Origin of the sequence: Natrinema versiforme (genome assembly GCF_005576615.1) — an archaeon.
In the GTDB taxonomy this organism is placed as follows: domain Archaea; phylum Halobacteriota; class Halobacteria; order Halobacteriales; family Natrialbaceae; genus Natrinema; species Natrinema versiforme_A.
Window position 1 is genome coordinate 3,653,585 of sequence record NZ_CP040330.1, and the last position, 12,256, is coordinate 3,665,840.

A 12,256-nucleotide genomic window follows, 5' to 3' on the forward strand; every position below is an offset into this window, starting at 1 on the left:
GCCTCTCCGCCAGTGGGAAGTACAAGCAGTTGTACCGAGCGTGAGCGAAGCGAACGCTCGGCCTTTTTTAATCGAATTTTTTTGCTCGAGCGGTCGGCCTTCGGCCGACCCGAGAGTAAAAAACTTCGTTCTTTAGAAGGAAACGGCGTCGGGCGAGTACGGGCTGCCGACCGGGGTCGGGTCGCGGTCGCTGTAGCCGACGCGGCCGACGGCCTTGTCGCTGACGGCGGAGTAGACGGCAAAGCGCGCGTCCTCGGAGTTGTCGAAGGTTTCGGGCTCGAGGCGGGCGAGTACATCGCCGACCGTCTCGCTACCGTTCGGGAGTTCGAGGGTACGGTCGCCGTACTCCTCGATCAGTTCCTCGGTCGTGGCGGGATACTCGTGGTCGTCGATGACGTCGCCGGTGCCGTTGAGCAGCATTACACCCTATCTTCTGTGAACGATAATTATAAACATTGTCCACGTATGTTTCCTAGTAGCACTGGACACCTTATACACCTAATATTACCCTAGAGATAGAGGACGACGGGTGCGAATCAGAGTAACGCCTTTACGAGCGGGCCCGTTCGGATACCGTATGCTGTATGCGGATTTACACGTCCACACGACGCGCTCGGACGGGAGCCTCGAGCTCGAGGCCGTCCCCGAAGCCGCCCGTCGCGGCGGCGTCGATGTCGTCGCGGTGACGGACCACGATCGGGTACAGCCGTTCGACGGACCGGTCGTCGAGCGCGACGGGGTGACCCTCGTCCACGGGATCGAGCTGCGCGTCGAGACGCCGGGGGGCCAGCGGATCGATCTGCTCGGCTACGGCCTCGAGCCGAGCACGGAACTCGAGGCGATCCTCGGGAAGATTCAGGAGAACCGCATCGAGCGCGGTCGGGCGATCGTCGACTGCGTCGAGTCGCGACTCGATATCGATCTCGACGTGACCATCGACGGCGGGTTCGGGCGGCCCCACATCGCGCGGGCGATCGAGGCCCATCCCGGGACCGACTACGACTATCAGGGCGCGTTCGATCACGTTATCGGCTCCGATTGTCCGTGTTACGTCCCTCGAGACGTCCCGTCGTTCGAGCGCGGGCAGGCGGCGTTATCCGAGTCGTGTCGGCTCGTCTCGCTGGCCCACCCGTTGCGGTACCGCGACCCCGAGAGCGCCCTCGCGCTGGCCGCCGATCTCGACGCCGTCGAACTGCAGTACCCCTACGGCCGCGAGGTCGATCGCGAATCCGTCGAGCGGGCGATCGAGCGCCACGACCTGCTCGCGACCGGTGGCAGCGACGCCCACGACGAGCGACTCGGCGTCGACGGGCTCTCCCCCGAGGCCTACGACCGACTCGAGTTGACAGTCGAGTAACCCAAAGCGTGACATCCTCCCCACCGTTCACGGCGGGGCTTCCCCTACAACGGGAATCCGATCTGGCAGGTTTCAGTCCGAGTAGGCCGTGAGCGTCATCTGCGAGGATTTCTCGCTCGTCTCGCGGTGAACTGTGGCGCTGTCACTGGCGCTCCCGTTCCGAGGCGAGTCATCGCGTTCCGGTTCCCAAGGAACGCTCTCTCCCCACGGATTGACGCGTCCGGCGATGTTTGCCGCCGCGTTGATATCTGCTTGGAACTCTGTTACGTGGCAGTCGTCGTGCGGACAGACGAACTCCGCTTGTTCGTCTCGCCGCCCAAGGCGGTTGCACGCGTGGCACGTCTGCGAGGTGTACGCCGCGTTGACGTACTCGACCCGAATCCCGTCTTCGGCCGCTTTGTCTTCGATACGACCCTGAAGACGAGCGAACGCCCACGCGTGAAGCCGCCGATTCATGAACTTGCCGTAGTCGAGTCGTTCCCGGATGTACGACAGGTCCTCGAGTACGATAACTGGGTCCTCGAACGACTTGGCGTACTTGACGGCACGTCGAGACACATTCTCGACAATATCTGTCAGCGCGTTCTGGTAGTGGTCGAAGCGTTCGTTGATCCGCCACTCGGCAGTATCACGTTCCTGCAGGCGCTTCAGGGTCGTGAACATCTCTTTGCGGAGGTGTCGCGCACGACTGCCACTCTCGAGCATTGGCTTCCGTGGTACGTCGCGTTTGAGGGCACAGCCCGTAATTAACGCGCTCTCGCCTACGTCGAAACCGATGTACGTTATATCGTTAGACTCAGCCGGTTCGTTGACCGAGAACTCAATGGTGACGTGTAACTCCCACGACGTTCGATGACGCTGCAGCCGCAGTTCGCCTGCCTTGGCGTTGTCATTGAGCAGGTCGAACCACAAGGACTCTTGCTCAGGATTGATCCGAAGCGGAATCCAGAAGTTCGTCCCGCGACCGGGTTGCGGGACCTGCCAGACAAAGCCGTGTTCACGCTCGTCGGTGTGATCGAATTTCGCGGCCCGGTTGACGAGTCGGAGCGGATGTTCGTCGTCAAGCTCACGGGCGTTGTACGTGTCCCGAAGCTTCGGGACGTACGACTTGAGCGCGTCTTTGGCTTGATAGGGCAGGTCGTAGGGTGTGACGATATCGTTAACCGCAGACATCGTTTTTGCTCGGGCGTCAAAGGCGTCGTGGAGTGCGTCGCGGTACGTGTCCAAGAGGTGCTGCAGGCGTTGCTCTTTGCCCGCAGTGGGTGTAGCGAGCGTGGCCTGTAGTGTTTTCGTCACCGTATCGGACACATATTTAGGTAGAGCTTATATAAAGTTAAGTGTAACGGAGTACGAGAATGATCTGTACCAAACATCAATTTCGAGGTAGACGACCAGCACGAACGGTTAAAAGAGACAAAGAAGCGCCACGGGCTGACTTGGAAGGGGATGATGCTCTACGCGCAAGAGCAGTTGGATTCCGAGAGAGGCAACTGATCGGTGGACAGCGTAGTCAAGTGACGCGATTCCCCACCCGGCCTAAAGGCCGGGGTTCCCTCGCTGCTTAAAGATGGCCGCTAGCGGAGGGTTCAATGCATCGTGGTCCTAACGAGGGAGTATGAACTGCCACTATTGCGACCGCGAGGCTGCCTTCGCCGCGGAGTCCGACGGGCTCAAAGTTGGCCTCTGTGAGGAGCACTTTCGCGAGCGGCTGCAAGAGCTCGCGGAGGCAGACGGGCTCGAGAGCCTGAAGGAGAAAGTCGACGTCGACCGCGCCGAATAAGGCGTCCGTTAGGCCGTTCGTCCGGCGTCGACGTCGATGGCGTCGACCGGACAGACGTCGACACAGAGCATACAATCGATACACTGCGCTTCGTTCGCGGGGTCGGCCTTCTCTTCGCTCTCGGGGTGTCCCGGCGTGTCGATCCACTCGAAAACGTCGACCGGACAGTCCTCGACGCAGGCGCCGTCGGCGAGACAGATGTCGAAGTCGACGGCGACGTGCGTGCCGTGGATGCCGAGTTCTTCGGGTTCGTCGACGGGCCCCCAGACCGAGTGTCCCTCGTGTTCGTCGACCTGTTCGCGGTTCTCGTGGAACTGTGGGTCTATGGCCATTGCTAGCAGATTAAACGCGGGTCGCGCACTTAAAAGTGCGTACTCGTCGGCGTTCGATTGACGGCGGAATCGAGGAAGGCAGTTTCGATCGGACGCGATCGTTACAGAGAGCGGAGAGCCCTCAGTCGTCCGTCGTTCGGTCGTCGTCGCGTTCCGCGAGCCTGTCGTCGAGCAGTTCGCGTATCCAGACGGCGAAGCCGTGATCGCGGCCGTAGGTCCAGACGGCCATCTCGTTGACCACGTCGGGGAGGTCGCTCTCCTTGATGCCGGCCGCGACGATCGCTTGCTGGTCGACCATGAGCAACTGGGCCGGCCACTCGTTGTAGACTTCGTTCGTCGATTGGAGCGCGGAGATTATCTCGATGTCCGCGTCCGGAACCGCGTCCGCGAACTCCGCGCGGTCGTCGTCCGCCGCGACCTCGATGTACACGCTGACGCCGCGCTCGGCGGCCGACCGGAGCTCCGTGAGGATCTGCTGGTCGACGACCTCGGTCGCCGGAACGAGATAGTGAACCGTCTCCTCGGCTTCCTCGAGGAACATCACGATACGGTCGGTGATGTGGTCTTTCTGCGTGATCGCCCACATCCCCTCGTCATCCTTGGAGTCCGGCTCCTCGAGTTGGCCGAGCGCGTTCTCGGCGGCGTTGATGCGGGAGTCGTAGTCTTCGCGGATCCGCCGACACGCCGTCTCGACCGGGACGGCCTTGTACTGGCGCGGTTCGGTCTGCTGGACGTTGACCAGTCCCTTTCGGTCGAGGCGCTCGATGGTGTCGTACACCCGGGATCGAGGGATGTCCGCGACCTGACTGATTTCCTTTGCGGTCCCCTTCGAGAGGCGGACGAGCGCTACGAAACAGCGGGACTCGTACTCCGTCAGCCCCAGCCCCTCGAGGGTCGTGACCGCTTCCTCGGCGTTTGACACGGTAGGTACATGGCCAGAGCGGAGGAAAGAGCGCGGCTTTCGAGCGCCGCCCCGTTATCACCGCTCAGGAGAAGACGCGAAAGGAGGTGCTACCGCAGGGACAGCCGTCCGAGCTGCCGATCGGCCGAACCTCGTCCGGCGAGAGCCAGACCGCAAGCGCCCGGCCACAGTCCGTACATCGTGCTGCGCCCTTCCGCCGTGACTGTGCTTCCATAGAGCGTTCTTCGTCCGCACAGCATATAAGCAGTCTGTGAGTTCAATGCGAGTCGGCGGACGCCTACTCCCGCCGTAACAACAGCCGCGCGGGCCTCGAGCGCGAGTCAGTAGCCCAGCGAGAACGCCCAGTTAACCGCCAGTGCGGCGAAGACGAGGGCGAGCAACGCACCGAGAAAGCCGAAGGAGACGCCCCAACCGAACAGATCCGCCAGCGTGCCGGTTATCACCGACCCCAGTGCGCCGACGAAGCCGTAGACGGTGCGAACGAGTCCGAACCCCGCGCTGCGCTCGGCCGCGGAGAGTTCGTCCATGAACCGGGGCAGGAGCGCCGCGCCCCAGCCGAGGCCGATCCCGAGGAGGGTGGTCCCCGCGACGACGGAGACGGGCCCCGGAACGGCGATGAACAGGCCGAAGCCGGCGACCGAGAGCACCATACAGGCCGCCGTGGTGACCTCGCGGCCGTACCGATCGGAGGCCGCCCCCACGCCCACCTGCGTGATCCCCTGAACGACGAAGTAGCCGCCGAAGACGAGACTCGCCGTCGTCGCGGACTGGCCGCGATAGGCGACGAGGAAGGTCGGCAGGAACGAGGAGGTCGCCTGCCAGACGAAATCGCCCAGAATCGCGAGGACGCACGTAAAGGCGATCTTCGGTCGGGAGAGCAGTTCGACGAGCGGCGCGAGTTCGAAGCGCGAGGCCATCGGCTGGTCGGGCCGCTGGGGCGCGGTGGGCCGAACCGAGCGGGCGAACAGGACGAAGATCGGCACGGCGACGACGGTGCCGACCGCGATCGCGGCGCGCCAGCCGTACCGAACGGCGATCCACGCGGCGACTGGCGGCGCGACGAGTCCCGCGATCGGACCGCCGCTGTTGTGGACGCCGATCGCGGCCCCGATTTCGTCGTAGGTCCGGGTCAGCAGCGACGTCGCGACGCTGTAGTGGAGGCCAGCGACGGCCCCGAGCACGATGGTTCCGACGACGAAGACCGGAAACAGCGGCGCGACCGCGAGGAAGGCGCTCGCGACGGCCGTCCCGCCGACGGCGACCAGAATGATCCGCCGCTCGCCGTACTTGTCCGCGAAGACGCCGCTGGGGAACTGCGAGCAGAAGTACGCCATCCACATCCCCGTCAGCGCGAGGCCGATCACCGAGTTCGAGATGCCGAACTCCGCGGTGATCTGTGGCACCACCGGACTGATCACCAGCCTGCCGGCCATCGTCGCCAGAAAGGCGAGCGTACACATCGCGAGGACGGTTTCCTTGTATCGCCAGCGCATCAGTCGACCTCGAGTAGTCCTGTTATCGAAATCATCACGTCGGCTGTAGTCACTCGTGGCTCATCGATTCCGACTGATGAGGGTATTGCTCCCGGCAGGCGACGCTGGATCGCAGTTCGATGGCGGTCGGCGACGACCGTCGAGCGCCGGTGGGACCTCCAGTCACTCACGGCGCGCCGTCACGCCGGACGGCCCGCGGGACATCGAGCGCATCGCTTTTGCGACTCCCGCCGAATACACGGCTATGGATCTCACTCATCGTCCCCGACGGCTTCGACAGGACCGGGTGCGCGGCCTCGTCAGCGAGACGAGCCTCGAGCCCGCCGATCTCATCGCACCGGTGTTCGTCGACGCGACGACCGACGAACGCCGGCCGATCGAGTCGATGCCCGGCCACGACCGCGTGCCGATCGACGGGATCGTCGACCGGGTCGAGGAAGTCCTCGAGACCGGCGTCGAGGCGGTCATGCTGTTCGGGATTCCGGCGTCGAAAGACCCCGAGGGGAGCCGCGCGTGGGCCGAAGACGGCGTCATTCAGGAGGCACTGCGCCGCATCACGAGCGAGACCGACGCCTACGTCATCACCGACGTCTGCCTCTGTGAGTACACCGACCACGGCCACTGCGGCCCGCTCGAGGAGGAACTCCGGAGCGAGGACGTCGTCGACGCAGACGGCCCCGCCTGCGAGCCGACGATGACCGTCGACAACGACGCGACGCTCGAGGCCCTCGAGAAGATCGTCACGTCTCACGCCCGTGCGGGCGCGGACATGGTGGCCCCGAGCGGGATGATGGACGGCATGGTCGGGGCCATCCGGTCGGCGCTGGACGAAGCGGGGTTCGAACACGTCCCGATCATGAGCTACGCGGCCAAGTACGAGAGCGCGTTCTACGGTCCCTTCCGGGACGCCGCCGACGGCGCTCCCTCCTTCGGCAACCGCCGACATTACCAGATGGATCCCGCGAATTCGCGCGAAGCCATGCGAGAGGTCCGGTTGGACGCCGAGCAGGGCGCGGACGTGATGATGGTCAAGCCCGCGCTGCCGTATCTCGACATCGTCAGCGCCGTCCGCCGGGAGTTCGACCACCCCGTCGCCGCCTACAACGTCTCCGGCGAGTACGCCATGCTCCACGCCGCCGCCGAGAAGGGGTGGCTCGACCTCGAGGCGGTCGGCCTCGAGTCGCTGCTGTCGATCAAGCGGGCCGGTGCGGATCTGATTCTGACCTACTTCGCCGAGGATGTCGCACAACGGCTATAGGACCGAGGGCGTCCGAGATAGGTTCGTCGTGTAATCAACTCGATCCAAACCGACCACTTTCTCTCGCGCCGGACGGGTGATTAGACGAATGTCAATATCAGTTCGGACCCCAGCGGTGGAGGGGCAATATCTGCCGCGCGCGAGCAAATATAGGCCGGTAGGCCCCGTATGGGGGCCACTGTCGCGGTAATTATATCGATTCCGAACGGGTTCGTCGCTCAATAGCGGTTGACAAACGGGAAAAATATAACCGCTACTCGAAAAGGACGTGATTTTCAATGCCCTTATACACATTATACCTGATTTAGCTTTGAACGGATGACCCTATTATAGCCACAATTTCGCGTATTTGTAAAGGCTAACCCTTAAATGATACAAGTACAACGGACTCGAACGTGATTAGGAGGACGAACATGAACGAGATTGCACTAGAAGACGACGTTCGTATGGTCGATGGGAGCACCAGTGGATGGAAACTCGAGGTGAGCGCCTGATGGAGCCGACGCTCCTGCAGACCGAAATCGATCCGCAGGTCATCGCCGACGGGGTCAACCTCGTCTGGGTACTGGTCGCGACCTTCCTGATCTTCTTCATGCACGCCGGCTTCGCCATGCTCGAGGCGGGGCAGGTGCGCTCGAAGAACGTCGCGAATCAGTTGACGAAGAACCTGCTAACCTGGAGCGTCGGGGTCACCGTTTTCTTCCTGATCGGTGCCGCGATCTCAGGCGTCGTCGGCGGTGACGGATTCTCTCTGACGGCGACGGCTGAAAACCCGAACGCCTGGGTCGACTGGCTGTTCGGTGCCGTCTTCGCGATGACGGCTGCGACCATCGTGTCGGGTGCCGTTGCCGGCCGCGCGAAACTTCGCGCGTACGTCGGCTACACCGTCGTCCTGGCCGCGGTCATCTACCCGGTTGTCGCCGGAATGGGCTGGGGGACCGAAGGCCCGCTCACCGGTGCCGGCATGCTCGGAGACATGCTCGACGGCGTCGGCTTCCACGACTTCGCGGGCGGGATGATCGTCCACGGGATGGGCGGCATCGCCGGCCTCACCGCGGCGTGGATTCTCGGCCCGCGCATGGACCGATACAACGACGACGGCTCCGTGAACGTCATTCCCGGCCACTCGCTGACCTTCGCCGTGCTCGGCACGCTGGTCCTCGCCTTCGGCTGGTACGGCTTCAACGTCGGGACCGCTGCGAGCGTGTTCACCGTCACCGAAGCCGGTGAACTCGTCCTCGGTGACTTCGCCACCGTCGGCCGCGTCGCGCTGACGACGACGCTCGCGATGGCCTGCGGTGCGATCGGAGCCGGACTCGTCGCGTGGCTCAAGACCGACAAGGTCGACACGCTCTACGTTGCGAACGGACTGCTGGCCGGGCTCGTCGGCATCACCGCGATCCCCGACACCACCGCGTGGTGGGGCGCGCTCCTCGTCGGTCTGCTTGCCGGTGCACAGCTCCCGATCGTCTTCGGATTCGTCGAGAGCAACCTGAAGATCGACGACGTCTGCGCGGTCTTCCCCGTCCACGGGTCCGCAGGAATTCTCGGAACGCTCATGTTCCCGTTCGTTGCGGCACCGGGCGAAGTCGGCAACATCGGGACCGCGTTCGCGGCCCAGCTCACCGGCGTCGTCGTCATCACCGTCTGGACGGTCGCCGCGACCGCGATCGTCTTCGGCGCGTTCAAGGCCGTCGGACAGGCCCGCGTCTCGCCGGAACACGAACGCGACGGGCTCGACGTCTCCGAACACGGCGTCGACACCTACCCCGAGTTCGGCCAGCCCGACGTCGCCACCGACGGCGGTTCCGACGAGATCATCCGTACCGACGGCGGTGAACCCAACGACGGACAGATCAAGATGGTCACCGCCATCGTCCGCCCCGACCGACTCGGCGAGATCAAGCAGTCGCTGGCCGAAGCCGGCGCACCGTCGCTGACGGTTACCAACGTCTCCGGCCGCGGCTCCCAGCCCGCGAAGAAGGGCCAATGGCGCGGCGAGGAGTACACGGTCGACCTCCACCAGAAGGTCAAAATCGAGTGCGTCGTCGCCGACATCCCCGCCCAAGAGGTCGTCGACGCCATCCGCGAGGGCGCGGAAACCGGCGAACCCGGCGACGGCAAGATCTTCGTCATGCCCGTCGAGGGCGCGACGCAGATCCGGACCGGCAAGACCGGCCCCGACGCCGTCTAAGATCGGGACACGCGGTCGCCCATCGCGGTCCACACGCCGATGGACCGCGACGTGATGACTCACGCGACCGACATGCTCGAGGCTGCTGGCAACCACAGTCGGCGACTCGACGCTCGGCCTACTCGGGCGTCACCGTCGGCCGGAGCCGTCTCGGCTCGCGGCCGACGCCCAGTGCAGTTCTCGTAGGTTCGATCGTGACGCTGTACCGGGTTCGATTCGATTTCGTCGCTTTTCTCGCGGTCCGTTACGATTCCTCGAGGCGCACACGTTCGGGGGATGACCGGCGGTTCGGAGACGGACCTCGGTACTACTTTGCCGTCCGAACTACAAGTCACGCGCATGACCGAGGACAACTCACGCGAGCTGTATGACCGGGCGCTGTCGGTGATGCCCGGCGGCGTCAACTCGGCGGTCCGCGCAGCGATCGAACCCTATCCGTTCTTCGTCCAGAAAGGTGAGGGTGGCCACGTCATCGACGCCGATGGCAACCGCTACGTCGACTGGGTGCTCGGGCTCGGTCCGTTGCTCTTGGGCCACGATCTACCCGACCCCGTGCAGGCGGGCATCCAGCGGAAAGCCAGCGAGGGGCCGATGTACGGCACCCCGACCGAGGTCGAGGTCGACCTCGCTGAGTTCGTCGTCCGCCACGTCCCCAGCGTCGAGAAGATCCGCTTCGTCAACTCCGGCACCGAGGCGACCACCTCCGCGGTGCGGCTCGCGCGGGGGTACACCGGGCGAAACAAGATCGTCGTCATGCAGGGCGGCTACCACGGCGCACAGGAGTCGACGCTGGTCGAGGGCGACGCCGACGATCCGAAACCGTCCTCCGCGGGGATTCCACAGTCGTTCTCCGAGCACACGCTCCCGGTTCCCTTCAACGACGAGGACGCCATGCGCGAGGTGTTCGAGGAACACGGGGACGACATCGCAGCCGTCCTCACCGAGCCGATTCTGGGCAACTACGGCATCGTCTACCCCGAGGAGGGCTACCACGAGTTCCTCCGCGAGATCACCGACGAGCACGGCTCCCTGCTGATCTTCGACGAGGTCATCACCGGCTTCCGCGTCGGCGGACTGGGCTGTGCCCAAAGCGAGTTCGGCGTCACCCCCGACCTGACCACCTTCGGAAAGATCATCGGCGGCGGCTTCCCCGTCGGTGCGATCGGCGGCCGCGCCGAAATTATCGAGCACTTCACCCCCTCCGGCGACGTCTTCCAAGCCGGCACCTTCTCCGGCCACCCCGTCACGATGGCCGCCGGCCTCGAGACCCTGCAGTTCGCGGCGGAAAACGACGTCTACGCCCACGTCAACGGGCTCGGCGACCGGCTCCGTCGCGGGCTGACCGACATCGTCGCCGATCAGGCCCCCAGCTACACCGTCACCGGGACCGACAGCATGTTCAAGGTCATCTTCACGCGGGAGGGGCCGGGCCCGGACTCCCTCGAGGAGCAGTGTCCGGCGGGCTGTCGGCAGGACCCGACCTGTCCGCGCTACGATTACAGTCCCAAAAACGCCGGCGACGTGAAAAACGCCGAGACCGAGCGCTGGCGGCGCATCTTCTGGGGGAAGATGAAAGAGCAGGGCGTCTTCCTCTCGCAGAACCAGTTCGAGTGCCAGTTCGTCAGCTACGGCCACACCGAGGAAGACGTCGAAGAAACGCTCGAGGCCTACAAGGAAGCGCTGTAGCCGGATCACAGCGACTGTGTAGACGCAGTACGCGCGGTCGCCGACGTGTTCTCGCTCTCGAGCGGTTCAGCGTCCCCGTCGCTCGAGGCCGCCGGGAGTTCGACCGCGAAGCGGCTCCCCTCCGGGCCGGTTTCGGCGAGTTCGACGGTTCCGTCGTAGCGGGCGGTCAGTCGGCGGACCAGATAGAGCCCTAACCCGTGCGTGCTCCCGCGGCTCTCGACCCGGTCGAAGAGGGACTCGAGTTCCGAATCGGGGATACCGGGGCCGTTGTCCGCGATTTCGAAGCGGACGGTGTCGGGACCGGGGTCGACCGTCACCGAAACCCGCGGCGTCGCGGCGTCGTTGTGTTCGACCGCGTTCGAGAGGAGGTTCGCGAAGATGCGGGCGAGCAGGTCGTCGGCGCGGACGACCGCGCGCTCCGGAATCGACGCCTCCACGACGACCGAATCGAACGTGGTCTCCAGTTTTCGGATTTCGTCGGCAACCACGTGAGCGGCGTCGACGGGCTCGGGTCGATAGTTCCGCTCGGTCGTCTGTAACAGCACGCGAACGTCGTCGATCACCGTCGACATGTCCTCCGATTCGTCGATGACGATCTCGAGCCACTCCCGGTTGCGCTCGTCGAGTGATCCCTCCGCGAGGAGCCGCGACGCGTAGCCGTTGATGATCGTTGCGGCGTTTAGCACCTCGTGGCGGAGGATGCTGTTGAGATAGCTGAGATACTCCCGTTGCTCCTCTACGTGTTCCGCTCGAAGTGCGGCGCGTTCGGCGGTTAGCGCGCGGTCGATGGCACGGCCTTCGATACAGCCGACGAGCAACCCGGTTCCGGCACCGAAGGCCACGGCCCACCGAATCCACGAGAAGACCATTGCCCGCGATTCCGTCTGCGTGACGGCGATGAGCGCGAGATTGACGAGCAGAAAGGTGGCGAGACCGCCGAGACACCACCACCCGATCCGCGGGTACCGGTCCGACGAGAGCGCGCCCGAACGGAGCCAGTAGCCGGCGTACGTGATCCCGACCAGAAAGGGGGCCGATGTGACGACTCCGACCAGAAATTCCCCGTCGGTGACCAGCGCCGAGTCGGTCGAGACGAGGAGGGCGATTTCACAGAGCACGACGAACGCCAGTCCGAGGCCGAACCCGATCAGAGACATCGGGATCCGGACTGCACAGGGGGTGGTGGCGTTCTCTGACCGTTGCATACCCTGCGGGTCACGATCGAATCGGTTAG

12 protein-coding genes are annotated in these 12,256 nt (G+C 64.4%); 5 read left to right on the forward strand and 7 right to left on the reverse strand.

The window, feature by feature from the left end:
• Positions 1–132: 132 nt before the first annotated feature.
• Positions 133–420 (reverse strand): DUF5789 family protein, encoded by a 288-nt coding sequence (locus FEJ81_RS18115; RefSeq protein ID WP_138246601.1) that lies wholly within the window; start codon positions 418–420, stop codon positions 133–135.
• A 157-nt stretch (positions 421–577) separates the two neighbouring features.
• Between FEJ81_RS18115 and FEJ81_RS18120 the strand changes: the two genes are divergently transcribed.
• Positions 578–1,357: a PHP domain-containing protein gene (locus FEJ81_RS18120; protein WP_138246602.1), complete on the forward strand. Its 780-nt coding sequence runs from the start codon at positions 578–580 to the stop codon at positions 1,355–1,357.
• 72 nt (positions 1,358–1,429) lie between these two features.
• Here FEJ81_RS18120 and FEJ81_RS18125 read toward each other — a convergent pair whose 3' ends face one another.
• A complete protein-coding gene (locus FEJ81_RS18125) occupies positions 1,430–2,665 on the reverse strand; it encodes an RNA-guided endonuclease TnpB family protein (protein WP_138246603.1) in 1,236 nt (411 codons plus the stop codon).
• A gap of 307 nt (positions 2,666–2,972) precedes the next feature.
• Here FEJ81_RS18125 and FEJ81_RS23395 point away from each other — a divergent pair, with 307 nt between their 5' ends.
• Positions 2,973–3,137, forward strand: a complete 165-nt coding sequence (locus FEJ81_RS23395; RefSeq protein WP_006183007.1) for a DUF6757 family protein — start codon at positions 2,973–2,975, stop codon at positions 3,135–3,137.
• A gap of 8 nt (positions 3,138–3,145) precedes the next feature.
• Here the strand turns inward: FEJ81_RS23395 and FEJ81_RS18130 are convergent, their stop codons facing one another.
• The 4 genes from FEJ81_RS18130 to FEJ81_RS18140 form a co-directional block, all read right to left on the reverse strand.
• Complete coding sequence (locus FEJ81_RS18130; protein ID WP_138246604.1) at positions 3,146–3,469, reverse strand: 4Fe-4S dicluster domain-containing protein; 324 nt, start codon at positions 3,467–3,469, stop codon at positions 3,146–3,148.
• Between the two features lie 121 nt (positions 3,470–3,590).
• Positions 3,591–4,391, reverse strand: coding sequence for a TrmB family transcriptional regulator (locus FEJ81_RS18135; protein WP_138246605.1), 801 nt, complete (start codon positions 4,389–4,391; stop codon positions 3,591–3,593).
• Between the two features lie 64 nt (positions 4,392–4,455).
• Complete coding sequence (locus FEJ81_RS23400; protein WP_175416470.1) at positions 4,456–4,605, reverse strand: hypothetical protein; 150 nt, start codon at positions 4,603–4,605, stop codon at positions 4,456–4,458.
• A gap of 106 nt (positions 4,606–4,711) precedes the next feature.
• Entirely contained in the window at positions 4,712–5,884 is a 1,173-nt protein-coding gene (locus FEJ81_RS18140; RefSeq protein ID WP_138246606.1) for an MFS transporter, read from the reverse strand.
• A 244-nt stretch (positions 5,885–6,128) separates the two neighbouring features.
• On the opposite strand from FEJ81_RS18140, the gene hemB reads away from it, so the two are divergent.
• From hemB to hemL, 3 genes are all read left to right on the forward strand, one after another.
• A complete protein-coding gene (gene hemB, locus FEJ81_RS18145) occupies positions 6,129–7,142 on the forward strand; it encodes a porphobilinogen synthase (protein WP_138246607.1) in 1,014 nt (337 codons plus the stop codon).
• A 493-nt stretch (positions 7,143–7,635) separates the two neighbouring features.
• The gene (locus FEJ81_RS18150) at positions 7,636–9,336 is read left to right on the forward strand and encodes an ammonium transporter (protein WP_138246608.1); all 1,701 of its coding nucleotides are present in this window, start codon (positions 7,636–7,638) and stop codon (positions 9,334–9,336) included.
• Positions 9,337–9,675: 339 nt separating this feature from the next.
• On the forward strand, positions 9,676–11,022 hold the full coding sequence (hemL, locus tag FEJ81_RS18155) for a glutamate-1-semialdehyde 2,1-aminomutase (RefSeq protein WP_138246609.1): 1,347 nt from the start codon (positions 9,676–9,678) through the stop codon (positions 11,020–11,022).
• Positions 11,023–11,027: 5 nt separating this feature from the next.
• Here the strand turns inward: hemL and FEJ81_RS18160 are convergent, their stop codons facing one another.
• Positions 11,028–12,227, reverse strand: coding sequence for a sensor histidine kinase (locus FEJ81_RS18160; RefSeq protein WP_138246610.1), 1,200 nt, complete (start codon positions 12,225–12,227; stop codon positions 11,028–11,030).
• Positions 12,228–12,256: the final 29 nt, after the last annotated feature.